General features: G+C 55.9%; 20 protein-coding genes. 9 read left to right on the forward strand and 11 right to left on the reverse strand.

The window, feature by feature from the left end:
• Positions 1-11: 11 nt before the first annotated feature.
• Positions 12-1,607, reverse strand: coding sequence for an ABC transporter substrate-binding protein (locus FA92_RS08575; RefSeq protein WP_013357935.1), 1,596 nt, complete (start codon positions 1,605-1,607; stop codon positions 12-14).
• Positions 1,608-1,734: 127 nt separating this feature from the next.
• On the opposite strand from FA92_RS08575, the gene pepT reads away from it, so the two are divergent.
• Positions 1,735-2,961, forward strand: a complete 1,227-nt coding sequence (gene pepT, locus FA92_RS08580; protein ID WP_033783166.1) for a peptidase T — start codon at positions 1,735-1,737, stop codon at positions 2,959-2,961.
• A gap of 36 nt (positions 2,962-2,997) precedes the next feature.
• On the opposite strand, the gene FA92_RS08585 is transcribed toward pepT, so the two are convergent.
• Together FA92_RS08585 and FA92_RS08590 are read right to left on the reverse strand one after the other, a co-directional pair.
• Positions 2,998-3,774: a transporter substrate-binding domain-containing protein gene (locus FA92_RS08585; RefSeq protein ID WP_013357937.1), complete on the reverse strand. Its 777-nt coding sequence runs from the start codon at positions 3,772-3,774 to the stop codon at positions 2,998-3,000.
• A 63-nt stretch (positions 3,775-3,837) separates the two neighbouring features.
• Complete coding sequence (locus FA92_RS08590; RefSeq protein WP_033783167.1) at positions 3,838-5,004, reverse strand: methionine aminotransferase; 1,167 nt, start codon at positions 5,002-5,004, stop codon at positions 3,838-3,840.
• A 125-nt stretch (positions 5,005-5,129) separates the two neighbouring features.
• On the opposite strand from FA92_RS08590, the gene FA92_RS08595 reads away from it, so the two are divergent.
• Positions 5,130-6,011, forward strand: a complete 882-nt coding sequence (locus tag FA92_RS08595) for a LysR family transcriptional regulator (protein ID WP_033783169.1) — start codon at positions 5,130-5,132, stop codon at positions 6,009-6,011.
• On the opposite strand, the gene FA92_RS08600 is transcribed toward FA92_RS08595, so the two are convergent.
• From FA92_RS08600 to FA92_RS08615, 4 genes are all read right to left on the reverse strand, one after another.
• On the reverse strand, positions 5,969-7,633 hold the full coding sequence (locus FA92_RS08600) for a methyl-accepting chemotaxis protein (protein WP_033783171.1): 1,665 nt from the start codon (positions 7,631-7,633) through the stop codon (positions 5,969-5,971). The genes FA92_RS08595 and FA92_RS08600 overlap by 43 nt on opposite strands.
• Positions 7,634-7,850: 217 nt before the next feature.
• Positions 7,851-9,371: a carboxylesterase/lipase family protein gene (locus FA92_RS08605; RefSeq protein WP_033783172.1), complete on the reverse strand. Its 1,521-nt coding sequence runs from the start codon at positions 9,369-9,371 to the stop codon at positions 7,851-7,853.
• 429 nt (positions 9,372-9,800) lie between these two features.
• Positions 9,801-11,144: a VOC family protein gene (locus FA92_RS08610; RefSeq protein ID WP_033783174.1), complete on the reverse strand. Its 1,344-nt coding sequence runs from the start codon at positions 11,142-11,144 to the stop codon at positions 9,801-9,803.
• 67 nt (positions 11,145-11,211) lie between these two features.
• Complete coding sequence (locus FA92_RS08615) at positions 11,212-12,546, reverse strand: aromatic acid/H+ symport family MFS transporter (protein WP_033783176.1); 1,335 nt, start codon at positions 12,544-12,546, stop codon at positions 11,212-11,214.
• A gap of 322 nt (positions 12,547-12,868) precedes the next feature.
• Here FA92_RS08615 and FA92_RS08620 point away from each other — a divergent pair, with 322 nt between their 5' ends.
• Positions 12,869-13,789: a LysR substrate-binding domain-containing protein gene (locus FA92_RS08620; RefSeq protein ID WP_003853723.1), complete on the forward strand. Its 921-nt coding sequence runs from the start codon at positions 12,869-12,871 to the stop codon at positions 13,787-13,789.
• Here FA92_RS08620 and smrA read toward each other — a convergent pair.
• The gene (gene smrA, locus FA92_RS08625) at positions 13,786-14,352 is read right to left on the reverse strand and encodes a DNA endonuclease SmrA (RefSeq protein ID WP_033783177.1); all 567 of its coding nucleotides are present in this window, start codon (positions 14,350-14,352) and stop codon (positions 13,786-13,788) included. The two genes, FA92_RS08620 and smrA, sit on opposite strands and share 4 nt — an antisense overlap.
• 317 nt (positions 14,353-14,669) lie before the next feature.
• Between smrA and FA92_RS08630 the strand changes: the two genes are divergently transcribed.
• Both FA92_RS08630 and uspE read left to right on the forward strand, forming a co-directional pair.
• Positions 14,670-15,422, forward strand: a complete 753-nt coding sequence (locus tag FA92_RS08630; protein WP_010244686.1) for an FNR family transcription factor — start codon at positions 14,670-14,672, stop codon at positions 15,420-15,422.
• A 117-nt stretch (positions 15,423-15,539) separates the two neighbouring features.
• Positions 15,540-16,496 (forward strand): universal stress protein UspE, encoded by a 957-nt coding sequence (uspE, locus tag FA92_RS08635; RefSeq protein ID WP_033783178.1) that lies wholly within the window; start codon positions 15,540-15,542, stop codon positions 16,494-16,496.
• A 282-nt stretch (positions 16,497-16,778) separates the two neighbouring features.
• On the opposite strand, the gene pntB is transcribed toward uspE, so the two are convergent.
• Positions 16,779-18,167, reverse strand: a complete 1,389-nt coding sequence (pntB, locus tag FA92_RS08645; RefSeq protein WP_033783181.1) for a Re/Si-specific NAD(P)(+) transhydrogenase subunit beta — start codon at positions 18,165-18,167, stop codon at positions 16,779-16,781.
• 3 nt (positions 18,168-18,170) lie between these two features.
• Positions 18,171-19,703, reverse strand: a complete 1,533-nt coding sequence (gene pntA / locus FA92_RS08650) for a Re/Si-specific NAD(P)(+) transhydrogenase subunit alpha (RefSeq protein ID WP_033783183.1) — start codon at positions 19,701-19,703, stop codon at positions 18,171-18,173.
• A 539-nt stretch (positions 19,704-20,242) separates the two neighbouring features.
• Here pntA and ydgH point away from each other — a divergent pair.
• Together ydgH and FA92_RS08660 are read left to right on the forward strand one after the other, a co-directional pair.
• Complete coding sequence (gene ydgH / locus FA92_RS08655) at positions 20,243-21,196, forward strand: DUF1471 family protein YdgH (RefSeq protein ID WP_033783185.1); 954 nt, start codon at positions 20,243-20,245, stop codon at positions 21,194-21,196.
• Positions 21,197-21,401: 205 nt separating this feature from the next.
• Positions 21,402-22,793: a basic amino acid/polyamine antiporter gene (locus FA92_RS08660; RefSeq protein WP_033783186.1), complete on the forward strand. Its 1,392-nt coding sequence runs from the start codon at positions 21,402-21,404 to the stop codon at positions 22,791-22,793.
• Positions 22,794-22,812: 19 nt separating this feature from the next.
• Here the strand turns inward: FA92_RS08660 and FA92_RS08665 are convergent, their stop codons facing one another.
• On the reverse strand, positions 22,813-23,226 hold the full coding sequence (locus FA92_RS08665) for a hypothetical protein (RefSeq protein WP_033783187.1): 414 nt from the start codon (positions 23,224-23,226) through the stop codon (positions 22,813-22,815).
• A 178-nt stretch (positions 23,227-23,404) separates the two neighbouring features.
• Between FA92_RS08665 and rstA the strand changes: the two genes are divergently transcribed.
• Both rstA and rstB read left to right on the forward strand, forming a co-directional pair.
• Positions 23,405-24,130, forward strand: a complete 726-nt coding sequence (gene rstA / locus FA92_RS08670) for a two-component system response regulator RstA (protein WP_013357953.1) — start codon at positions 23,405-23,407, stop codon at positions 24,128-24,130.
• Positions 24,127-25,428 (forward strand): two-component system sensor histidine kinase RstB, encoded by a 1,302-nt coding sequence (rstB, locus tag FA92_RS08675; RefSeq protein ID WP_033783189.1) that lies wholly within the window; start codon positions 24,127-24,129, stop codon positions 25,426-25,428. Before rstA ends, rstB begins: the two co-directional genes overlap by 4 nt.
• The last annotated feature ends 11 nt before the right edge of the window (positions 25,429-25,439 follow it).

A 25,439-nucleotide genomic window follows, 5' to 3' on the forward strand; every position in this document is an offset into this window, starting at 1 on the left:
GCAGGAAGGTATTACTGCTTAATATCAACCTGATAGAAGATGTGCTTGCCGAACGGATCGACCTGATAACCGCTGACCGATTTGCGCACCGGCTCGAAGATGGTGGAGTGCGCAATCATCACCGCAGGCATCTGGTCATGCATCATCTGCTGCGCCTGCAGATAGAGCGCGGTACGTTTGCCCTGATCCGGCTCGGCGCGGGCTTCGGTAATTAACTTCTCAAACGGCTGATAGCACCATTTTGATGAGTTAGAACCGCCCTGCGCAGAGGTGCAGCTGTAAAGCGGGCCAAAAAAGTTGTCAGGATCGCCGGTCGCGGTGGTCCAGCCCATCAGCGCCGCCTGATGCTCGCCGCTGCGCACGCGTTTCAGGTATTCGCCCCACTCATAGCTGACGATACTGGCTTTGATGCCGACTTTGGCCCAGTCCGACTGAATCATCTCCGCCATGCGGCGTGCATTCGGATTGTAAGGCCGCTGGACCGGCATCGCCCAGAGCGCAATTTCGGTGCCCGGTTTGACGCCTGCCTGCTGCAGCAGCGCTTTGGCCTGCTCCGGGTCGTAGTCGTAATCTTTCAGATCTTTGTCCGCACTCCAGACGCCCGGCGGCAGGATATTTTTCGCGACCGTGCCGGTACCTTTAAATATCGCCTCGATGATTGCCGGTTTGTTGATCGCCATCGCCAGCGCCTGCCGCACTTTAACGTTGTCGGTTGGCGCTTTCGTGGTGTTAAACGCCAGGAAGCCGGTGTTCAGGCCCGCCTTCTGTTCCAGGGTGATATCCGGGTTGGCGCGCATCTTGTCGAGATCGGCGGGGTTCGGGAATGGCATCACCTGACACTCGTTCTTCTCCAGCTTGGCGTAACGCACGGAAGCATCCGGCGTAATGCTGAACACCAGACGATCCAGCTTCGCCTTGCCCTGCCAGTAGTCCGGGAAGGCCTTGTAGAGGATGCGGGAATCTTTCTGGTACTGCACCAGTTCAAACGGGCCGGTGCCAATCGGGTTCATATCGACCTTCTCCGGCGTCCCCGCTTTCAGCATGGCGTCTGCGTATTCAGCCGAGTGAATCGAGGCGAAATACCAGGCGAGGTCGGCAAGGAACGGCGCTTCCGGATGGGCGAGCGTAAAGCGCACGGTATGGTCATCCACCCGATCGATGCTTTTGATTAGCGTGGAAAGCTCGAGGCTTTCAAAGTTGGAATAGGTGCCGCCAGAGACATTATGGTAGGGATTTTTGGGGTCCATCTGGCGCATGAACGAGAAAATCACATCATCGGCATTGAAGTCGCGGCTGGGTCTGAACTGTTTGTTGCTCTGGAACTTCACGTTTTTGCGCAGATGGAAGGTGTAGACGGTGCCATCCGGGCTGATCTCCCAGCGTTCTGCCAGGCTGGGCACCAGATCGGTGGTGCCGGGCGTGAAGTCCACCAGCCGGTTAAACACCGGCACGGCACTGGCGTCGACACTGGTTCCCGAGGTATAGAGCTGAGGGTTAAAATTTTCTGGCGATCCCTCAGAACAGTAGACCAGCGTTTTGGCGTTAACGCTGCCAGCCAGCGCTATCCCAGCAGTAACAAGCGCTAAGGTGGCTATCTTGATTTTCATTATCATCCTCGCTTTGTATTGACTTCCGGTGATCACAATATCTAAATGAATCATTCAGATGCTTCATTGATAGCACGATTCGGCACCATAGCGAACCCCGCCCATGGCTGACTAATAAGGAATAGTGATGACAGACAAACTTGAGTCGCAACTCACCGAACGTTTTTTTCGTTACCTCGCCGTCAGCAGTCAGAGCGATGCCAAATCCACGACTCTGCCGAGTACGCCGAGCCAGCACGCCATGGCGGAACTGCTGGCAAACGAGCTGCGGGCGCTGGGGCTGGACGAGGTGGTGATTGATGACCATGCTACGGTGACGGCGGTGAAACGGGGCAACCGTCCAGACGCTCCGCGCATCGGGTTTATCACGCACATTGATACTGTTGACGTGGGCTTGTCGCCCGATATCCACCCGCAGATCCTCACCTGGCAGGGTGACGATCTCTGTCTGAATACAGAGCAGGATATCTGGCTGCGCCGCGATGAGCATCCGGAGATCGCGCCCTACGTCGGCCAGCAGGTGATCTTCAGCGACGGCACCAGCGTGCTGGGCGCAGACAATAAAGCGGCGGTCACCGTGGTGATGACGCTGATGGCGAACCTCAAAGGCGATCATGGCGATATCGTGGTGGCGTTTGTACCAGACGAAGAGATTGGCCTGCGCGGGGCGAAAGCGCTGGATCTGGACACGCGGTTTAATGTCGATTTTGCCTGGACCATCGACTGCTGCGAACTGGGCGAAGTGGTTTACGAGAACTTTAATGGAGCCGCGGCTGAGATTGTGTTTACCGGCGTTCCGGCACATCCGATGTCGGGCAAAGGCGTGCTGGTCAATCCGCTGCTAATGGCCCATGACTACATCAGCCTGTTTGATCGTCAGCAGACACCGGAGCACACTGAAGGTCGTGAAGGCTATATCTGGTTCAATGAGATTCAGGCCAACGGCAGCAAGGCGACGCTAAAGGCCTCTATTCGTGATTTTGATCTGGCCAGCTTCGCGGCGCGTAAGCAGCAGTTGCAGCAGGCGGCAGAGGAACTGGCGGCGCGCTATCCCACAGGCGAAGTGAGCATCACGATCAGCGATATCTACAGCAATATCAGCAATGCACTGGGTGAGGATCGCCGGGCAATAGATCTGATCTTCAGCGCCTTTGCCGCGCTGGAGATTGAGCCGAAAGTGATTCCGATGCGGGGTGGCACGGACGGTGCCGCGCTGTCAGCCAAAGGCCTGCTGACGCCGAACTTCTTTACCGGCGCGCATAACTTCCATTCACGCTTCGAGTTTCTGCCAGTCTCATCGTTTGTGAAGTCCTATCAGGTGGCAGAAAAGCTCTGTTATCTGGCTGCGGGTTAAGCAGAGAAATCGGGCGCAGAACGCGCCCGATTGCTGTTATGGCTTCGCGCTGACATCAATACCCGGGAAGTATTTTTCAGCCAGCTTTTTGAGGGTGCCATCGCCCTGCACTTTGGCGATTGCCGCGTCCAGTGACTGCTTCAGCGGCGCGTCATCTTTACGCAGGCCGTAGCCGATGCCTGAACCCAGAATCGCATCATCTTCGACGGGCTTGCCCACAAAACCAAATCCTTTGCCCTGCGGCTTATCGAGGAAGCCCGACTGACCGGCAGCGGACATCACCAGCGTGCCATCAAGGCGGCCCGCGACCATGTCGTTATAAACCTGGTTCTGATCCTGATACGACGTCACCGTTACGCCCTGGGTCTCCCAGTGCTTCTTCGCATAGGTTTCCTGAATCGATCCCTGCAACACACCGATGTTTTTGCCCTTCAGACCTTCGGCGGTCGGTGCCAGATTTTCACCCTTTTTCGCCACTAACATGGTCGGAATACGGTAGATCGGCTGCGTAAACGCGATGCTTTTGGCGCGCGCTTCGGTGATATTCATCGCCGAGTTAATGGCGTCGAACTTTTTCGCCTGCAGTGCCGGGATCAGCGCATCAAAGCTGCTCTCAACCCAGTGGCAGCTGAAGTTGCCTGCCTTACAGATGGCATTACCCAGCTCAATATCAAAGCCTTCCAGCTCACCTTTTGCGTTGCGGCTTTCAAACGGCGGATATTGTGACTCCACGCCGTAACGTAAATCCTGAGCCAGTGCCTGTACCGTTGTCATCATGCCCAGAGCGAGAAAAAGCGCGTTCAGTTTTTTCATTATCTATTTACCCCGAAAAGTCCTGGTTACCTGTTTCCCCGTACTGAATCACGCTCGCGTGATTCAGTGAGAAAAAGCACAAAGCGCAGCCGCGCCAGCCTCTAGTGTCGCCTCGTCTTTCGCAAAAGAGAGACGAATCAGTTTATTGTCTGTGCCATCCATATAAAACGCCGACAGCGGTATGGTTGCCACACCGTGATCGACGATAAGACGTTTTACCATCTCACTGTCCGGTTCGTCACTGAAATGTCCATAGCTGGCGAGCATAAAGAACGAACCGGCGCTCGGCAGCAGCCGGAACGGCGAGTTCTGCATCAGATCGATTAGCCGATCGCGCTTCTGCTGATAGAAAGCGTTGAGCGACAGATAGTTTTCCGGCGTCTGCAGATAGTGTGCGAATCCCACCTGCATCGGCGTGTCGGCGGCGTACATCATAAACTGATGCACTTTCACCAGCTCGGTCATCAGCTCCGCCGATGCCAGACAGTAGCCTACCCGCCAGCCGGTGACGTGGAAGGTTTTACCAAATGAGGAGACGATGACGCTACGTGCGGCCAGCTCCGGGTGCGTCGCCATGCCGCAGTGCGGGCGACCATCAAACAGAATATGTTCATAAACCTCATCGGAGAGCACCACGATGTCGGTGTTGCGGATCAACGCGGCCAGCTGGTTGAGGTCATCGGGCGTCAGCACCTGCGCACTGGGATTATGTGGCGTGTTAATGATAATCATCCTGGTGCGTGGCGTGATCGCTGCCCGCAGCTGATCCCAGTCGATAGCAAACGACGGCACCTGCAGCTTCAGGCCTATCGGCGTTCCGCCCTGCAACCGCACCACGGGCGCGTAGCTGTCAAATGCCGGCTCAAAGAAGATCACCTCATCGCCCTGATGAACCAGCGCGGTAATCGCCATATAGAGTCCCTGGCTGGCGCTGCCGGTGATTAACACTTCACTCGCGGCATCATATGTCTGTCCATAAAGCGTCTGCACTTTGCTGGCGAGCGCCTCGCGCAAGGCGGGCAGTCCCATCATGGCAGCATACTGATTATGCCCCTCCTGCATCGCACGACTGACGGAATCGACCAGCGCCGGATCACAGGGGAAACTGGGCGCGCCCTGCGACAGGTTAATCGCCTGATGCTGTGCCGAAAGCTGGCCGATGACGCTAAAGATAGTGGTGCCGACGTCCGGCAATTTTGAGTGAACAGCGACTGGCGTTTTCAGGGACATATGTTCTCCGTCAGGTGCATAACTGGTCAGATGCGATACATCGTTATTCAACGGGCTGCGACTTGAGTCGGCAAGCGAAATGTCGTCATAATAGCCATGACAAAATTGCATAGCTGAGGTCCACCGTGTCACGTTCATCGCTGCCACTCAACGCCATTCACGCCTTTCTGGTGACGGCCCGTCACCTTAATCTGACCCATGCTGCCCGCGAGCTCTGCCTGACGCAGGGTGCTGTCAGTCGTAAGATTGCTACCCTGGAGCAGTGGCTGGGCGTGATGCTGTTTGACCGCCATGCGCGCGGGCTGCGGCTGACCCCGCAGGGTGCCGCGCTGCTGCCTGAACTCAGCCAGGGCTTTGAGCTGATGGTTCAGGCCAGCGAAAAGGTCCGTCGCAGTCAGGTCAGCCTTCGCCTGAAAGCGCCGACCTGCGCCATGCGCTGGCTGGTGCCGCGGCTGATGGCGCTGGAGCTTCACCGCCCTGAACTGCATGTGGCCCTGACGACCACCCTGGATCATGCGGCGCAGCTTGAAAACTTTGACGCGGCGATTGTCTATGGCAAGCCGCATCCTGACGGGATCTGCCTGTTCAGCGAGTCGCTGACGCCGGTGATGGCAGCTGGTCAGCCCTGCCCGGAGACGACGGCGGCGCTGTCCGCAATGACCTTTTTGCATCCCACGTCAGACACGCGTGACTGGCAGTGCTGGTTACAGGCGCAGCAGGTAATGCTCAGCATGAAGCGAAACCAGCATTTTGCCACGATGGATTTAGCGATTAGCGCAGCGATTCAGGGGTATGGCGTGGCAATTGCCGACAGCAACCTGGTGGAGAGTGATATCGCCAGCGGCAGGCTGATTAAGCCGTTCGCTGGCGAGGTTAAAACCGGAGCCGTTTACAGTTTACTGCAGCGGCCCGCGCAGGATGCGCCACCGTTCCTCGCGGAGCTGGTGGCGTGGCTCTGCAGGGATCAGAACGTCACCCAGTCGCCATTATCAGCAGGTTTCGCCTGAGGCGCACTCAGCGCAGGAGCTTTTGGCGCTGCCGGTGTATTGCTGACGGCAGGTGAAGCCGGACGGTTACTGGAAAGGCGGAACTTCGACACAGAGGCCTGCAGCGCTTCAGTCTGCAGCGCCAGCGCACTCGCGGCGGCGGAGACCTCCTCAACCAGTGAGGCGTTCTGCTGCGTCACGCTGTCCATCTCGGTAACTGCGGTGCCCACCTGAGAAATACCCTTACTCTGCTCTTCCGACGCAGAAGCGATCTGTTTCATAATCGCGTCCACATCCTGCACCGACTTCAGAATATTGTTCATGGTGCCGCCCGTCGTGCTGACCAGCTCCGCGCCTTTTCCTACACGCTGCACCGAGTCTTCAATCAGTGTCGCGATCTCTTTGGCGGCGTTGGCGCTGCGCTGTGCCAGATTACGTACTTCAGATGCCACGACCGCAAAACCACGACCCTGTTCGCCGGCACGTGCCGCTTCGACCGCGGCGTTCAGCGCCAGGATATTGGTCTGGAAGGCGATACCGTTAATCACGTTGGTAATCTCAGCAATCTTCTTCGAACTGCCAGAGATGCCCTCCATGGTGCTGACCACTTCACTCACCAGCTGACCGCCACGTTGTGCTGTGGTGGTGGCAGTTTCTGCCAGCAGGCTGGCCTGGCGGGCGTTATCGGCGTTGAATTTCACCGTGGCCGTCAACTGCTCCATGCTGGCCGCCGTCTGTTCCAGCGCAGCGGCCTGCTCTTCGGTACGTGAAGAGAGGTCATTGTTACCGGCAGAAATCTCAGCAGCACCGCGCGAGATATTCTCGGTCCCGCTGCGAATGGCGCTGACCGCTTCACGCAGGCTATCCTGCATGGCGCTCAGCAGCGGCACCAGTTTACCGACACAGTTGCGACCAAAATCGGCTACTGGCTGGCTGAGATCGCCTGTCGCGATCACTGCAAAGTGGGTACGAATACTTTCCAGCGGACGGACCAGCATCGCCACCAGATAGCGGTCGGTAAACAGCAGAATAAGCAGGCCAATAATCACCGTGATAGTAATAATCGTCTTGGTCATCGCGGTGAGGTGGTCGACTTCAACCCGGGTTTTGTCCAGCTTTTCGGCTGCGCCCTGGTTAAACTTCTCTGCGCTGATGCCAAAGGCACGACTGAGCGGCGGGGTGACATTGTTCGCCTGCTGGCGATATGCGTCCGGTGAGGCCTGACGGGCCAGTTGCAGTTGTGGCGTCACGCCCTCATCCAGCAGCTTTTGCCAGCTCTGAATGACGCCATCGACGACGTCCGGATTCATCGGACCGGGAGCCAGCTGTTTAAAGCGCGCCAGTTGCTGAGTCATGCTATCCAGCGCCTGCTGCACAGGAGCATAGGCCTCATCGGTCAGCGTTTTACCAGCGGCTTTACTTTCCATCACGCGGGATAAGCGCGTGATGACGCGAAAATATTGATCGTTGCCTTTGCTCAGCACCGTCATTTGCTCAACCAGATGACGGTCAACGTCATTGCCTTCGCTGAGCGCACCAAGCGAGTGGATGCTGTACAGCCCGACGCCGCTCCACAGTAAACAGAACAGCCCCAGAATTGTGAGCATCACTGCGCGAATGGTAAAATTTTTGAGCATTCCCATACCAAAATCCTATACACGTTGACCCGCAAGCGTCGGGCATAGGAGATTTATCGGCATGAGATAGTGAAAATGTAACTGTTTTGTTACCTGATATTTTACAGCGTCTTCAGGCATGAATTTAGAGAAAATGCCTTATTTTCAATATATTAGATTTTAAAAAGCAGAAAAAATCCATTCACGCAGTTTAATGGTTAGCAGATTAACTATCACCTCCGACCTATAGCCGGACCATACGCGTCATCAACAGCCTGAAAAGCCGCATGCGGGCGCGCATAAAGTTTCGTTTCAGAACCAGTCCGTTCTTACGCTCATTTCCAAGTGACATTGTCACGTCATTGCCGGGATGCCAGGCTGGCCAGACAACCTCGCCTTCAAGCTGATGCTTATATTCCGTGGCGTCACGGGCGAAAGTAAACCAGTATTCGCTGACGCGCGCCGCAAAAGCGCGATCGGCTTCACTGAATGGCCGCGCTTCATTGGGATCCGGCATCTGACTCAGCGTGTTCAGGACATAAGGCACTTCATTGCCGTGCCAGGTGCCATGAGGATAAAGGTCACGAGCGTGCTCAGAAACATAATCGAACCAGTAGCGCCAGCCCGGCATACCGGCACTGTGCTGCGCCCGCATCACCAGCCACGGCACCAGGCTGAAGGCCATATCACGCGCCACGGCACGTCCCAGCAACTGATCGTCATGGATGTCATACATCCATTTCAGCGTCCGATAGGTGAGCCGGTTTTTATCGCGCAGCTGAAGCAATACCGCGGTGGCATCCACGCCAAAATATTCCAGCACGCTGGCTTCATCACTGTTACTGCCCGCCATCAGCGGCAGACGGTGCTGTTTGCCAGCCATGAAGGTTTTCAGCATTGGCTCGGGCAGAACGGCATCACCGGCAATCGGCACCGGCGGGATCGCCAGTTGCCCCTCCAGCGGCCAGAAGGCATCGGCGGGCAGTGCGCGCAGGTCATCCGCGCTGGCATCGGGCGGCAGGCCGAAATGGCGCGCCACTGCCACGCCCTGCTGACGCGCTTTTTTCAGCGGCGTATCCGGCAGGCTATAGGCACTTTGCACGATCCCTTTGTGGAACAGCCCTTCTGCCAGCGGCGAACAGCAAAGCGAGAGCACGCTGCGCGCGCCAGAGGATTCACCGAAAAGTGTCACATTACGGCGGTCGCCGCCAAAGGCTGGAATGTTGCGCTGCACCCACTGCAGTGCGGCAATCTGATCGAGCAGGCCAAAATTGTTTACCGTACCCGCGGCAGGGTATTCTGCATCCAGCGCAGGATGGGAGAAGAAACCGAGGTGACCCAGACGGTAGTTCAGCGTGACCACCACCGCACCACGTGAAGCCAGCGGCTTGCCGTTGTACGGAGCCAGCCCGCCAGCACCGATGGTGAAGCCTCCACCGTGCAGCCACACCATTACGGGCAGCGGCTTTGTCGGCGCAACATCGGGCGTCCAGACATTCAGGTAGAGGCAATTTTCACTAAACTCACCGGGATCGCCACCGCCCACCGCCTGACAATATGTGCGATTTTGCCAGCCGGCAGCCCCAAATGCGGTGGCATCGCGCATCTGCTGCCAGGGCGTGATCGGCTGTGGCGGACGCCAGCGCAGTGCGCCAACCGGAGCCGCCGCATAAGGTATGCCTTTGAATACGAAAAGGTCATCGTCCATGCATCCACACAACTCCCCCTCGGCCGTCATGATCCTCAGACCTGTTTCGTTTTTCATTCCTGTTTCCCTGTTCAGACGTTCCTCCATTATTTGCAGGCCCGCCACCATTGTCCAGGTACGGAGGGGATTTGCAGAATATGCCGAAGCGTCAGAGATGGGCATGAACATGCTCGTCAACAGGTTTAGAGCACCAATCTCAGCCAGGGTTAAGTATTGTTTATCTTTTTGCTCAGGATGAATACCGTGCCACTCCGCCTGTAAGCGGTGTCCGGCTTTGATTCCGCGCCGTTTTTTACACAGCTAAGCAGTCAGCTCGCTAACTGATTAAGATACTCACGCTGCGAAACCTGCGCTGACCGATAAAGCGTAATTTTTCTTCAGTAAGATCAGCCTGTTCCCCCTTATGCTCCGCGTCAGGACCAGGACTTTAAAAAACCAGCTTAGTGAAGGTGGTGCGGGCAACAGAGGCGTTGCCCGGCGAAAACATCAGGACGTCTGTATTCCGCACTGTGCCAGCGAGCGCTGCTGGCGCTCTTCGTACAATGCCATCTCATCCAGTACCGCAGAGCCCAGCGCCGCTTCAAACGCCTGCCGGCTCGCCTGTCCCGCCGAACGGACCTGCGCCCGATCGCCGAGGTTGGACTGAAAAATCCCTGCCGCGCTGACGGGCAGAAAATCCTCATAGACGATCGGGTCTGCCAGCACACGCCCCTGCCTGATCAGATCCTCCAGCGCTTCACCCTTATCCGGCGGTGTCGCGACGCCCTTTTCACTCAGGCGATAGTGGAACCAGGCCAGCCCCTGCTGGCGTAGTGTGGTCTCGTCGTCGGGGAAGTCACGGAAAATGGCCGCCAGATGCTGCTGATGCTGCTGATTGTCCTGACCGCTGCCCGCCTCGCTGAGCAGTCGATCATAGAGCGCACGCCCTGCAGGCGTCAGCGCCGCGCCGCGCTGCTCAATTTCACCAAAGCGCGCTGTGTGGGTGCCCTGATGCCCGTCCTTAAAGATGATCGGCTCCTCCAGCGCTTTGAAACTGGTCTGGCGCAGCAGAATCGGCACCTGACGACGCGGCGGCCCCTCGATCAGCGTTTTCGGATCGATGCCGCGCGACGGCATCAGTTGCTGGACGCGGTCGATATCGAGCGTACGCGGGGTGAGATGGTTGATGTGGCAGCCGGGAAAGCAGACGACATCTGCGATCAAGCGATGCTGCTGGTTCAGCGCCTGATAGGTCTGACTGTCCACGCTGCTGTGGGCGTGCCAGCGGAAGGTTTCCAGTGCTTCGGTCACAAATTCGGTAGCCTGAGCGTCAGTTAATCCGCCCTGCTGCTCATGTAACTGCAGCAGCGCCCGACAACGGGAAGTGAAAATGTCGCGTGCGGCCAGGATCTCTGCCGCCTTTTCGCGCAGCGCGGGATCGTCAATCAGTTCAGGACGTAACAGCGAGGTAAAGACCCGGAAAGGATTGCGCCGAAGCGCCGCATCGGTGACTGGCCGGAACGCCGTGGAGTGCACCGGCACACCCGCCTGAGAGAGATCGTAATAGCCTACCGGGGACATTCCCATCACCGCAAACAGCTGCCGCAGCGTAGCTAATTCGTCTGCCGTGCCAACGCGGATTGCGCCGTGACGTTCAAGGCTGAGCCGGCCAATTTCATCCGCGGCGGTGAGACGATCTTTGAGCGCGATATCGGCTTCCAGCGTGCGCTCGTTGACGGTGGCGACCAGCTGCATCAGCGTGCCATATTGCGGCACCTCCTGCTGATACATCGCTGACATCGCCTGAGAGAAACGGGTGCGGATGAGATCCGCACTGAGAAACTTGTCCATCTTATCAACCTGACACCATGAGCGTTGCTGCTAATGTAATGCAACGCGCTGGCCTCGGTGGAAAAAATCACGAATCTGTGATCGGCTTAAAGCCGTAGCGGTTTTTTAACAGCAGCATCAAGGTGGTGATCACAGCCGGTATCGCCAGCAGCAGAAAAATAACGCTGAAAGACCAGCCAAGTGACATCATCTCTGCACCCACAAAGGCGCTCAGAATTGCGCCGATGCGACCCACGCCATGCATCCAGCTGGAGCCCGTAGCGCGTGCGTGAGTAGGATAGTAGCTGGCAGATAAGGCATTCATGCCGGTATTGGCACCGTTAAAACAGAAGCCGCTGCAAAAGGCGATCGCGCTCATCATGCCTACTTCGGCGGGCGAAAAGCCAAGTGCCACAATAAACAGTCCGCCGCAGCCGTAGATCGCGGCCAGCGCCAGGTTGGCGTTGAAGCGATCCATCATCCAGCCCGCAAAGAGTGAGCCCAGCGTTCCGCCTGCCTGATACATGGCAGTAATAATCGCCGCTTCGGTAACTGACATGCCCAGGGTATTCACCAGAGATGGCAGCCAGCTGCCAATCAGGTAGACCATGAACAGTCCCATGAAATAGCCGCCCCACAGCATTGTGCTGCCAAACAGATAACGGCGCGACAGCACCGTGCTAATCGCGCCGCCTGCGGGTAATGTCGCTTCAGGCGCGTGAAATGCACAATCGGGCGCGGTTTTGCCCGGCATCATCCGTTCGAGGATAGCGTGAATGCGGGCAGCGGATGCGCCACGACTGATAAGAAACCGCACTGACTCCGGCAGGCCACGGATCAAAAAGGGCAACACCATCAGCGGCAGAATGCCGCCCAGCAGCAACACCGAGTGCCAGTTATAGCGTGGTAACAGCCAGGACGCGGCAAATCCGCCGCTGGCGGCACCAAAGGTAAATCCGCAGAACACGACCGTGATAATGAAAGCCCGTCTCCGCTCAGGCGCATATTCCGCCACCAGCGTGCCGACGTTCGGCATTGCCGCACCGAGTCCCAGACCGGTCAGGAAGCGGAACAGCATCATCTGTTCGATGTTCTGAGACAGCGCTGTTGCCAGTGTCCAGAGACCAAAAAAGAAAACGCTGAGGATAATCATCATGCGACGGCCATAGCGGTCAGCCAGCGGCCCCGCCACCATGGCACCCAGCGCCAGCCCGATTAATGCTGCGCTGATGACGACCCCGAGCTGGTGATTGGTTACGCCCCATGCAGCTTTAAGCGTTGGCGCAATAAATCCCATGATCGCAATGTCCATGCCATCGAGTGCCACCACAATAAAACAGAGCGCAATGAGCCGTTTTTGCCAGTGGCTCAGGCTCTGCTGGTTGATAAGCTGGCGGACATCTACCGCCCCGATGCTGGTCAATGGACACTCCCTGGCAATAGCGCAATCTGGCATCAGATTAAGTAAAAAAAACGGCGCTTATGATAGCCCATCGTTAACCTTAAGCGGTCAGATTTTTATATGATAGTGAGAATTATTCAACTTTAGGCCTTTAAGCTCTTGATATCGCGTACTCTCAGGAACCTCTGAGTTAGTAATAAACTGAGTCGAGCGCTCTTTAATCAGAGAGTTAACGGATAAAGTTGCCATTCTGCCCTGTTTGTTAAAATAAATTTGCAGCAAAGTTAACAGAATTCATTTTTAACAGTTGCCTGAAGGCGGTCATTCTCATTAAGTTTAGGGTATGGAAAAAAATATCCTTTTCAATCAGCGCATTCGCTTGCGCCATCTACATACCTTTGTTGCGGTCGCGCAGCAAGGCACACTGGGCCGTGCGGCAGAGACGCTAAGCCTGAGTCAGCCTGCCCTGTCCAAAACCCTGAATGAGCTGGAAGAGCTGACGGGGGTGCGACTGTTTGAGCGTGGCCGCCTGGGCGCTCAGCTCACCACGATGGGAGAACAGTTTCTGACCCATGCTGTGCGGGTGCTTGACGCACTGAACCATGCCGGGCAGAGCTTTAATGAGCAGCCGGGTGATGCGCCGGTGATTATCCGGCTGGGTGCATTAACCACCGCCGCAATGGGTATGCTGCCCCGTATCCTTGATCGTTTTCATCAGCTGCAGCCTAACACCACCATTCAGGTGGCGACGCTGCATAACAATGTGTTACTGGCGGGATTACGCGGCGGCGAGTTCGACATCGGCATTGGCCGGATGGCGGACAGCGACATGATGACCGGGCTGACCTATGAACTGCTGTTTCTGGAGTCATTGAAGCTGGTAGTAAGACCTGAACACCCGCTTTTAAGTGACAATGTCACGCTGTCGCGGGCGATGCAGTGGCCGGTGGTGATTTCCCCCGAGGGCACCGCACCGCGCCGGATTGCGCAGCAGATGCTGGATGAACAAGGCTGTACGTTGCCACCCCACTGCATTGAAACGTCGTCGACTTCACTGGCGCGTCAGCTGGCACTCCGCTACGACTACATCTGGTTCGTGCCGTCTGGCGCGATTAAAGAGGATCTTAGCCATAACGCGGTCTGTGCGCTGCCGATTAACTCCTCCGGGCCAGGCGAGCCGGTGGGCATCATTACCCGGACTGGCGCAGAGTTGAGCCTGAGTGCCGAGGTGTTAATGTCCACCATCCGCAAGTTTCACAGCTAGCGGCTGCGTTTGGCATGCCGCTCGCGGTTCTCAAGGCGTGCCTTATCGCTTTTCCGCAATCCCACATAGAGCGCCCCGGCTCCGCCATGGCGGGTCTGGGCCACGCAAAAGGTCTGTACGTCATCAAACTGCTGTAACCAGCGCGCCAGATAGCTGCGCACAATATTGGCATGGGATTCATCATCACGGCCCTTACCATGAATAATGAGCAGATTTCGTAAGTCCTGCTTTTGTGCCTGCATCATGAAGCTGAACAGGGCCTGACGGCAGGTCTCCACCGGTTGCCGCAACAGGTTGAGACTGGCATCCAGTTTGTACTCACCCCGACGCAGTTTATCCAGAATACCCTGCTGTATGCCGTCGGCTTTATACTCCAGCGGTGTGTTAAGCGGGACAATCTCCAGATAACCCCGTGTCAGGAAATTCTCCTGCTCTGTCTCTCCTGGCGGTTTGCGTGGTGCTTTTGTCGAGGGCGACTTAAGCCATAAGGTTGTGGTGGTGTCTTTTAACGGCGTGACATCGCCCATGGCATCCCGAAAGAGTTCGTTATCATCAAGGTTCATGGTTTTCTCACACCTGATTAAAATTGATGGAGCCGGTAAAACAGGCCTGAACAGTTAGCGTAGCAAAAGCTGTAATCACCGGACTACCCCGCGTTAACCCATGTTGCCGCCGATGAAAATAGGGGTGACAGATCACAAAAACGGAAACTTTTCGTGACAGTCAACCGTAGCGGCATTCTGAGAAGCCCGTCACATCAGCGTTTGTCGATGTGTGCTTCATCCATAATGTTTGTGGGTGTAAAACTGCTCGGATGAGTTCCCTTCAGCACAAAAAATGTTAAAATTGACCCCAGTCAATAATCGTCGAGCAAACCATTATGATCCCTGAAAAACGCAGCATTCGTCGTATTCAGTCGGGCGGTTGTGCCATTCACTGCCAGGATTGCAGCATCAGTCAGCTCTGCATCCCCTTCACGTTAAATGAACATGAGCTGGATCAGCTCGACAATATCATTGAGCGTAAAAAACCGATCCAGAAAGGGCAAACCCTTTTTAAAGCAGGCGACGAACTGAAATCCCTGTATGCGATTCGTTCCGGCACGATCAAAAGTTACACCATTACCGAACAGGGTGATGAGCAAATCACCGGTTTTCATCTGGCGGGCGATTTAGTCGGCTTTGATGCCATCATGGGTTCCAGCCATCCCAGCTTTGCGCAGGCGCTGGAAACGGCAATGGTCTGTGAAATTCCGTTTGAAACCCTGGATGACCTGTCAGGAAAAATGCCTGCCCTGCGTCAGCAGATGATGCGTCTGATGAGCGGTGAAATCAAAGGCGATCAGGATATGATCCTGCTGCTGTCGAAGAAAAATGCTGAAGAGCGCCTGGCGGCGTTTATCTGGAACCTGTCCCGTCGTTTCGGCCAGCGCGGTTTTTCACAACGTGAATTCCGCCTCACCATGACACGTGGTGACATTGGTAATTACCTGGGCCTGACGGTTGAAACGATCAGCCGCCTGCTGGGTCGTTTCCAGAAGTCCGGCATGCTGGCGGTGAAAGGCAAATACATCACTATTGAAAACCACGCCCTGCTGGAAGAGTTAGCCGGTCAGAGCCATCAGGCCGCCTGATCCGCAGCCGGATCAATAAATCTTATTTTGTTGATCCGGCAGTAACTTTTTCCCTTCTTCCGCTGTGCAACATAGGCTATCTTTATTCCAGTCGCTCTGGTTTAAGGAGAACGCCTCATGTCCCAGTACCAAAATATTCTGGTCGCCATTGATGCCCAGCAAGACGATCAGCCCGCGCTGCGACGTGCGGTCTATCTGAATCAACGCATTGGCGGAAGGATTAAAGCTTTCCTGCCTATCTATGATTTCTCATATGAGATGACCACCCTGCTTTCGCCAGATGAGCGCGCGTCAATGCGCCAGGGCGTCATCAGCCAGCGCACTGAGTGGATCCGTGAGCAGGCCCGCGCTTATCTGGATGCCGGTGTCGAAATTGACATCAAAGTGATCTGGCACAACCGTCCTTTTGAGGCCATCATCCAGGAAGTGCTTGCCCATCAGCACGATCTGGTGCTGAAGATGGCCCATCAGCATGACCGGCTTGAATCGGTCATCTTCACGCCGACCGACTGGCACCTGCTGCGTAAATGCCCGTGCCCGGTCTGGATGGTCAAAGATCAGCCGTGGCCGGAAGGCGGTAAAGCCATTGTCGCGGTCAATCTTGCCAGTGAAGAGCCACATCATGATGGCCTGAATCAGAAGCTGATTCGTGAAACGGTCAAACTGGCAGAAAAAGTGAATCAGACCGAAGTTCACCTGGTCGGTGCTTACCCGATTACCCCTATCAACATCGCTATCGAGCTGCCGGACTTTGATCCCAGCGTCTATAACGATGCGATTCGTGGTCAGCATCTGGTGGCGATGAAAGCGCTGCGGCAGAAGTTCTCGATTAGTGAAGAGTTCACCCATGTGGCTAAAGGCCTGCCGGAAGAAGTCATCCCGGATCTGGCGGCGCATCTCGGTGCTGGTGTAGTGGTATTAGGTACCATAGGACGCACCGGCCTGTCGGCAGCGTTCCTGGGTAATACGGCGGAACAGGTGATTGATCATCTGCGCTGCGATCTCCTGGCGCTTAAGCCTGACGATTTCAAATCGCCGATTGACCTGGATGATGAAGAGGATGAGGAGGATTGATTATCCTCTGACAGAAAAAGGGCGGCTGATTAGCCGCCCAGAGATTGTTGACAAAGTCCGGCCCGGTAGCGGTAAGTCCGAGCCAGCTAAGGGAACACGGTCAGATCAGAAAGACGCAAAAACCGCCATCCATGGCCCGCTCGTCCCGCGCCGTCCGTGGCGCGGGACGCTTTCTTCCTCTGACCGTGTTCCCTTCGCATTGAGCTTGTTCATTGCTGCCAGACTCACCCTGATTTGGGTTCGTCAGCTGTCTGCGGGCGGCTGATTAGCCGCCCTTTTTTATTACAGCGCTTTAAGAATGGCTTCTACGCTGGCTTTGGCATCGCCAAACAGCATCTGACTATTCTCTTTGAAGAACAGCGGGTTCTGCACCCCGGCATAGCCGGTATTCATTGAGCGTTTAAACACCACCACGTTGTGCGCTTTCCACACTTCCAGCACCGGCATGCCGGCAATCGGACTGCGGGGATCATCCTGCGCTGCCGGGTTAACCGTATCGTTGGCACCAATGACCAGCACCGTGTCGGTGTCGCTGAAGTCATCGTTGATTTCGTCCATCTCCAGCACCACGTCGTAAGGCACTTTGGCCTCGGCCAGCAGCACGTTCATGTGACCTGGTAAGCGCCCTGCCACCGGATGAATGCCGAAGCGCACGTTGATGCCGAGCGCACGCAACCGGGCAGTCATTTCCGCGACCGGGTACTGCGCCTGCGCCACTGCCATACCGTAGCCTGGGGTGATGATCACCGAGCTGGATGCCTTGAGCATCTCTGCAGTTTCTTCAGGCGTGATCTCACGATGCTCGCCCGCTTCCTGACTTTCATCGCCGCTGCTGACTTCCGTGCCAAACCCGCCCGCAATCACGCTGATGAACGAACGGTTCATCGCTTTGCACATGATGTAGGAGAGAATTGCACCCGACGAACCCACCAGCGCACCGGTTACAATCAGCAGATCGTTGCTCAGCATGAAACCCGCTGCGGCCGCAGCCCAGCCTGAATAGGAGTTCAGCATTGAGACCACAACAGGCATATCCGCGCCGCCAATAGAGGCAACCAGATGCCAGCCAAACGCCAGCGCAATCACCATCATCAGGAGCAGTGCAAACACCTGAGCACCCGTGCTGCTGGTGTTAACAAACCACAGCAACAGCAGGAACGAAACGACCAGCGCCAGCAGATTCAGCTTATGACGATGGGGTAACGCCAGCGGTTTTGAAGAGATTTTGCCGCACAGCTTGCCAAACGCTACCAGCGAGCCGGTGAAGGTGACAGCACCGATGAAGATACCGATAAACACTTCGCTCAGATGGATATTCTCCATCACGGCTGGCAGGCCAGGCGCGTGGTCGATGTAGCTGTTAATACCCACCAGCACGGCGGCCAGACCGACAAAGCTGTGCAGAATCGCGACCAGTTCCGGCATTTCTGTCATTTCGACTTTCTTCGCCAGACGAATCCCGATAGCGCCGCCAATGACCATCGCCAGCAGGATCCAGACGACGTTTCCGCTGTCCGGGCCAAAGATGGTGGCAACCAGCGCAATTGCCATGCCGCTGATACCAAAAATATTCCCGCGCTTTGAGGTCTCGTGACGTGAGAGACCCGCAAGGCTACAGATGAACAGAATTGCAGCCACAATATAGGCTGCAGTGACTAATCCGCCAGACATGTGTTACCCCTTACGAAACATTTTCAGCATGCGCTGGGTGACGGTAAAGCCACCAAAGATATTGATGCTGGCAATCAGCACGGCAATAAAGGAGATAAAGGTGACCCAACCACCGTGGCCCATCTGCAGTACCGCACCGATGACGATAATGCCGGAGATGGCGTTGGTGACGGACATCAGCGGCGTATGCAGCGCATGACTGACGTTCCAGACCACGTAGTAACCCACCACGCAGGAGAGCGCGAACACGGTAAAGTGTGAGAGGAACTCAGCTGGCGCTACGTTGGCCAGGCAGCCAAACAGAACGATAGCCAGTGCGATCAGCAGGGTGTTGCGCCACGGAGACACCGGCTTTGCTTCAGCCTTCTCTGCGGGCTTCTGAGCTGCCGGTTTAGCCTGTGGCGCAGCAGAGACCTGAATCGGCGGTGCCGGCCAGGTGACCTCGCCCTCGCGCACGACAGTCACGCCCCGCACCACCACATCGTCGAAATCGACCTGGATTTCGCCATTTTTCTCTTTGCACAGCAGCTTGAGCAGATTGACCAGGTTGGTGCCGTAAAGCTGGGAAGATTGTGTCGCGAGACGGCTGGGCAGATCGGTGTAACCGATGATTTTCACACCGTTAGGCGTCACGGTCACCTGATCGGCGACGGTCAGCGCACAGTTGCCACCGGTCTGCGCCGCCAGATCAACAATTACGCTGCCAGGCTTCATGCTGGCGATCATCTCTTCGGTGATCAGTTTCGGTGCCGGTTTACCTGGGATCAGCGCCGTGGTGACAATGATGTCGACTTCTCTGGCCTGACTGGCAAACAGCGCCATCTCTGCCTTGATAAAGGCCTCGGACATGACTTTGGCGTAACCATCGCCATTGCCCGCTTCCTCTTCGAAATCGAGTTCAAGGAATTCGGCGCCCATACTCTGCACCTGCTCTTTAACTTCAGGGCGGGTATCAAAGGCCCGGACAATCGCGCCCAGGCTGCCCGCTGCACCAATCGCGGCCAGTCCCGCCACTCCGGCCCCAATCACCATGACTTTGGCCGGTGGCACTTTACCGGCTGCAGTAATCTGACCGGTAAAGAAACGACCAAATTCATGGGCGGCTTCGACGATAGCGCGATAACCGGCAATGTTCGCCATGGAGCTCAGGGCATCCAGCGACTGCGCACGCGAAATACGCGGCACTGAGTCCATCGCCATAACCGTGACCTGACGCGCAGCCAGCTTTGAAAGCAGATCGGGATTCTGTGCAGGCCAGATAAAGCTGACCAGCGTGCTGCCGGCACGGGTGAGCGCAATCTCATCCTCATCCGGTGCATTCACCTTCAGAACGATATCGGACTGCCAGACCTGTTCCTGACTGCTGAGTGTGGCGCCTGCTGCTCTGTAGCTTTCATCATCAAAGCTGGCGCGCTGACCGGCGTCATGCTCAAGGGTGACGCTGAAACCCAGCTTAATGAGTTGTTCCACGGTCTTTGGCGTGGCAGCCACGCGCGACTCGTTTGGCAACCTTTCCTTGGGGATTCCAATTAACATAGTGTTTCCTTTCATCGGTTAAGGATGATGGCCCGAATCTGCACGACGACAGCGTAGCTGAAACAGCGTTTCAGCTACTTATAGTCGGAATGCATGTATTTCAAAGTGTTTATAACCTACTGAAAATGTGACGAGCGATCCAGAGCGGTTACGCTGGGTAGTGACATTCACATGATTATTCAGGCTTCTGCTAAATAAGCTGCGTTATCCCACTGCGAAACAGTCCTGCAGGCAGATAATCTGCCAAGGAAAACTGTGCCCGGCCGAATTAATCATCAATAAAAACCTTTGTTTAACAATGCATTAACTGTTTAAGCGCTAACAGTTACCGTTTTTAGTGGTAACCCGTGCGAAAACACGCCATAACGGCGTTTGATGACAAACAAATGAAAAAATCATGGTTGAATAACGCGATCTGACACAAAAAATCGCTGCGACAGTCTGTTTATAACATGCAATAATCAGCGGCTAATCTGTTATACATCAAGAGTCCAGCACGTTTTCGTACTCATTTTTGCGTAAGGCGAAGGATTATTTTTATGAAGCTGAAGAACACTATTCTGGCGTCCACTCTGTTGTCTCTGCTGGCAGCCAATGCATTCGCTGCGCAGGAGCTAACGCCAGAAAAAGCGGCCGCGCTGAAGCCATTCGAACGTATTAATATCACCGGCCGTTTCAACGCAATTGGCGACGCAGCCGATGCGGTCTCTAAGCGTGCAGATCAGATGGGCGCTGCCTCTTATTACATCCAGGCGATCAACGACAGCAACGGCAACAGCGGTAACTGGCGCGTTACGGCTGACCTCTATAAAGCCGATGCCCCGGCAGCCACGCAGTCCACGACTTATCGTCGTTTCAACGGTGTCAACGAACTGCCAAAAGCAGAAGCCTATAAGCTTGAACCGTTCGATACCGTTTCGGTCAGCGGCTTCTTTGCCAGCCAGCCAGATGTGAACGACGCGATTTCAAAAGCGGCTAAACAGAAAGGCGCGGCCTCCTTCTTTATCGTTCGCCAGATCGATGCCAACAGCGGCGGCAATCAGTATGTCACCGCCTATGTCTATAAAGCGGATGCTAAAGAACGCAAGGTACAGACACCGAATGCGATTCCTGCCGATTCAGAAGCAGGCAAAGCCGCGCTGGCAACCGGTGGTGCTGCAGCTGCTAACGTCGAGATTCCAGGCGTAGCCTCGTCTGAAACACCAAGCAATAAAGTGGGCCGTTTCTTCGAAACCCAAAGCTCAACCGGTAAGCGCTATACGGTGAATCTGCCAAACGGCAAATCCATACAGGAAGTGAACGCAATCACTGCCGCGCAGATGCAGCCGTTCGATACCGTCACCTTCACCGGACACTTCGGTACACCCACTGAGATTTCAGAAGAAGTGGCGAAGCGTGCAGCCGATAAAGGTGCGAAGTTCTACCACGTCACCCGCCAGTGGCAGAACCAGAGTGGCGGTAACCTGACCGTTACCGCTGACCTGTTTAAGTAATCCCTTCAGGGCGGCACCCGCCGCCCTGCTGTTTGCATAATTACTGCGCTGTTTTGCATAGTCACGCATTGCCATCCCCTGTCACTCTCCGTAAAATCCTCCGCCTGTTTTACCGGATATTGTCTCTGTATTTTGCCGCTGCGCTGCGATAACTCAGCGATGAAATCCGGTTTACCCAGCCATATATGCTAGCGGGAAGGTTGTCTTGGAGAAAAAATTAGGTCTCGGTGCGCTGACGGCGCTGGTGCTCAGCTCAATGCTGGGTGCAGGCGTGTTCAGTCTGCCGCAAAACATGGCCGCAGTGGCTGGCCCGGCGGCGCTGTTGCTGGGGTGGCTGATTACCGGTGTCGGCATTATCTTTCTGTCGCTGGCGATGCTACTGCTGACCCGCCTTAAGCCCGAGCTGGACGGCGGCATCTTTACCTACGCCCGCGCCGGGTTCGGCGAACTGATGGGGTTCTGTTCCGCCTGGGGCTACTGGCTATGCGCGGTGATCGCCAACGTCTCCTATCTGGTGATTGTCTTCTCTGCCCTGAGCTTCTTCACCGATACGCCTGACCGGATTATCTTTGGTGATGGCAACACCTGGCAGGCGATGCTGGGTGCATCTGTGCTGCTGTGGCTGGTTCACTGGCTGGTGCTGCGCGGCGTGCAGACCGCGGCCAGCATCAATCTGATGGCGACGCTGGGCAAACTGGTGCCGCTGCTGCTGTTTATTGTACTGGCGGTGATGGCGTTCAACTATAATCGTTTCCGCTTCGATTTTTCCGGCGTCACGCTGGGAAAACCGCTCTGGGAGCAGGTTAAGCAGACCATGCTGATCACCCTGTGGGTCTTTATCGGGGTCGAAGGTGCGGTGGTCGTCTCTGCCCGTGCTCGCCAGAAAAAGGATGTGGGCCGTGCAACCTTATTTGCCGTGCTGGCTGCGCTGCTGGTCTATCTGCTGGTCACGCTGCTGTCGCTGGGCGTGGTGCCGCGTGCTGAACTGGCTGAGATGCGTAATCCTTCAATGGCCGGATTAATGACCCGACTGATGGGTAACTGGGGCGATGCGGTGATTGCGGTGGGTCTGATTGTCTCCGTGTGCGGGGCCTATCTGAGCTGGACGATTATGGCCGCGGAAGTGCCGCTGATTGCCGCACAACAGGGTGCCTTTCCCCGCAGTATCGCCCGGCAAAACCGCCATAACGCGCCAGCCGCCTCACTGTGGCTGACCAACGGCAGTATTCAGCTCTGCCTGATCCTGATTGCCCTGACCGGTGCTGACTACAACAATCTACTGACCATCGCCTCGGAGATGATTCTGGTACCCTATCTGCTGGTGGGGTTATATCTGATCAAAGTGGTGCGCGGACAGCATAAGCCGCTGGCGATGGCGATCGGTGTGGGTGCCAGCGTGTATGGCATCTGGCTGTTGTACGCCTCGGGACCCATGCACCTGATGATGTCAGTGGTGCTCTACACGCCAGGCCTGCTGCTGTTCCTGTTTGCACGACGCGGCGGCCGCGCCGATATTGCGCTGACCTCGCTGGAGCGGATTGCGATGGGACTGCTGATTGCCGCGACATTGCCCGCCGTATGGGAGCTGACGACGTAAAGCCTGCCCGAAAGGGTTTTCAGTGTGACTGCACTGGAATGGATACGCACAGCAGGTCATCCTGCTGTGTGAGATTCAGCGGCTTCGCATATTCGTAGTGGATGGCGTCCAGCTGCTCCGCCGAAAGTGGATAAGGGAGCTGGATATCAAAGCGACTAATCTGCTGCTGTTCTGCGAGAGTAATCAGGCGCGCGATGTTAATTTCGTCGCTGACCTGAGTAGAAATGATTTGTAATGCTAATTCTTTTAACGGGTCGTCACTGCCCTGTAAACGGTTTGCCGATTTACGTGTCACCATGCCAAATATCGGCATCACACCATAAATAGCATCGACGAAGCTCCAGCGCTTTTTGCAGGAAGCGGAAAGAAAGTCACTGTAATTGAAGCAGATGCGGTCGGGGTATATGGCTGATGCCAGCTCTTTATCAGACACACTAACGCTCCTCATGGTAATCATCAATATCCCAAACCTGGCGCAATAAGGCCGCGCTAATGATTGCACATTTTGCCGGATATATACCAGCAAGCCCTGGATATTTAGTGCGATAGCGTAGAGCTCAGGACCAGGAAAAGATATGCTTTCATCCATCCCTGACTCTGCCCTGTGAACTATGAACAAAATTGTTTATGTAGAAGATGAACCCGAAGTGGGTTCACTGATTGCGGCCTATCTTGGCCGTCACGATATTGAAGTCATTGTTGAAACACGTGGCGACCGTGCTGAAGCGGTTATCGCCGAACAGCAACCCGACCTGGTGATGCTGGATATCATGTTGCCGGGTAAAGATGGCATGACCATCTGTCGCGACCTGCGGGCCAACTGGCAGGGACCGATCGTGTTGCTTACCTCACTGGACAGCGACATGAACCATATTCTGGCCCTGGAGATGGGTGCGCAGGATTACATCCTGAAAACCACCCCACCCGCTGTGCTGCTGGCCCGCCTGCGCCTGCATCTGCGCCAGTCCCAGCATGGGCAGCCGGAAGATGCGCCTGCTGCGCCTGCCGCGAATCGTATGCTGCGTTTTGGATCGCTGACCATTGATGCCCTGAACCGTCAGGTGACGCTGTTTGACGAGCAGATCGCTCTCTCCACTGCGGATTTCGATCTGTTGTGGGTTCTCGCCAGCCATGCGGGTCAGACGCTTAACCGGGATGCACTGCTGAAAACATTGCGCGGCGTCAGTTATGACGGCCTGGACCGCAGCATCGACGTGGCCATCTCCCGCCTGCGTAAAAAGCTCCACGACAGCGCTACCGAGCCGTTCCGCATTAAAACCATCCGCAATAAAGGCTATCTGTTCGCCCCCCAGGCCTGGGATACCCGCGAATTATGAGAAAGCTCTTTATTCAGTTCTATCTGCTGCTGTTTGTCTGCTTTCTTGTCATGGCGCTGCTGGTGGGTCTGGTCTATAAGTTCACCGCTGAGCGCGCGGGCCGGCAGTCAATGAATGACCTGATGGCCAGCTCGCTCTACCTGATCCGCAGCGAACTGCGTGAGATCCCGCCGCGTGACTGGAACAAAACTATCAAGAGTCTCGATCTCGGCCTGTCGTTTGACCTGCACATTGAGCCGATGAACAAATATCAGCTCGATGAGAGCAATATGCGCCGGTTGCACGCCGGAGAGATTGTCGCGCTCGACGATCAATACACCTTTCTGCAGCATATTCCGCGCAGCCACTATGTCTTATCGGTGGGGCCGATTCCCTATCTCTTTTATCTGCACCAGATGCGACTGCTGGATATTGCTCTGCTGGTGTTTATTGGCATGTCGCTGGCGCTGCCGGTATTTATCTGGCTGCGTCCGCACTGGCAGGAGATGCAGCGCCTGGAAAAAGCGGCACAGCGCTTTGGCCGGGGCGAGCTGGATGTGCGCACCCATTTCGACAGCACCTCCAGCCTGTTCCGGCTGGGCATCGCCTTTAATCAGATGGCCGAGAACATCAACACGCTGGTCGCCAGTAAGAAGCAGCTGATTGACGGTATTGCCCATGAGCTGCGAACGCCACTGGTGCGCCTGCGCTACCGGCTGGAGATGAGCGATAACCTTACGGATGGTGAACGGGTGGCGCTGAACCGCGACATCGGCCAGCTTGAAAGCCTGATTGAGGAGCTGCTGACCTATGCACGTCTTGATCGGCCGCGCGTCGATCTGAATCTGAAATCGCTGGATCTGGCCAGCTGGCTGAGTGAGCGGCTGGACGATTTCCGCACCATCAATCCGGATATACGACTTGACCTTGACCTGCCGCAGCGTGAAAACATCGGTGTTTCTGACACCCGACTCATGGAGCGGGTGCTGGATAACCTGGTGAACAACGCGCTGCGCTATGCGCAGCAGCGGCTGCGCGTCAGTTTATGGTTCGACGGTCCGGTCGGGTATCTGCAGGTGGAAGATGACGGTCCGGGCATTCCGCCCGACGAACGTGAACGGGTTTTCGAACCCTTTGTCCGGCTTGATCCCAGCCGCGATCGCGCCACAGGCGGCTGCGGACTGGGCCTGGCCATTGTTCACTCCATTGCCCAGGCGCTGAGCGGCAACGTAACCATTGAGTCCAGCCCGCTGGGCGGCGCCAGCGTTCGCTTTTGCTGGCCGGTTGATCTAACCTTGCGGGAAATTCCGCTGCGTTAAAATCCACAAGG

This window comes from Pantoea sp. 9140 (genome assembly GCF_000745295.1).
In the GTDB taxonomy this organism is placed as follows: Bacteria; Pseudomonadota; Gammaproteobacteria; order Enterobacterales; family Enterobacteriaceae; genus Pantoea; species Pantoea vagans.

Coding starts and splice junctions, on each gene's coding strand:
- pntA (WP_033783183.1), bottom strand. CDS start 19,703: ATGTTAATTGGAATCCCCAAGGAAAGGTTGCCAAACGAGTCGCGCGTG.
- pepT (WP_033783166.1), top strand. CDS start 1,735: ATGACAGACAAACTTGAGTCGCAACTCACCGAACGTTTTTTTCGTTAC.
- FA92_RS08630 (WP_010244686.1), top strand. CDS start 14,670: ATGATCCCTGAAAAACGCAGCATTCGTCGTATTCAGTCGGGCGGTTGT.
- FA92_RS08620 (WP_003853723.1), top strand. CDS start 12,869: ATGGAAAAAAATATCCTTTTCAATCAGCGCATTCGCTTGCGCCATCTA.
- FA92_RS08590 (WP_033783167.1), bottom strand. CDS start 5,004: ATGTCCCTGAAAACGCCAGTCGCTGTTCACTCAAAATTGCCGGACGTC.
- FA92_RS08585 (WP_013357937.1), bottom strand. CDS start 3,774: ATGAAAAAACTGAACGCGCTTTTTCTCGCTCTGGGCATGATGACAACG.
- uspE (WP_033783178.1), top strand. CDS start 15,540: ATGTCCCAGTACCAAAATATTCTGGTCGCCATTGATGCCCAGCAAGAC.
- rstB (WP_033783189.1), top strand. CDS start 24,127: ATGAGAAAGCTCTTTATTCAGTTCTATCTGCTGCTGTTTGTCTGCTTT.
- FA92_RS08600 (WP_033783171.1), bottom strand. CDS start 7,633: ATGGGAATGCTCAAAAATTTTACCATTCGCGCAGTGATGCTCACAATT.
- FA92_RS08605 (WP_033783172.1), bottom strand. CDS start 9,371: ATGAAAAACGAAACAGGTCTGAGGATCATGACGGCCGAGGGGGAGTTG.
- smrA (WP_033783177.1), bottom strand. CDS start 14,352: ATGAACCTTGATGATAACGAACTCTTTCGGGATGCCATGGGCGATGTC.
- FA92_RS08575 (WP_013357935.1), bottom strand. CDS start 1,607: ATGAAAATCAAGATAGCCACCTTAGCGCTTGTTACTGCTGGGATAGCG.
- FA92_RS08610 (WP_033783174.1), bottom strand. CDS start 11,144: ATGGACAAGTTTCTCAGTGCGGATCTCATCCGCACCCGTTTCTCTCAG.
- pntB (WP_033783181.1), bottom strand. CDS start 18,167: ATGTCTGGCGGATTAGTCACTGCAGCCTATATTGTGGCTGCAATTCTG.
- rstA (WP_013357953.1), top strand. CDS start 23,405: ATGAACAAAATTGTTTATGTAGAAGATGAACCCGAAGTGGGTTCACTG.
- ydgH (WP_033783185.1), top strand. CDS start 20,243: ATGAAGCTGAAGAACACTATTCTGGCGTCCACTCTGTTGTCTCTGCTG.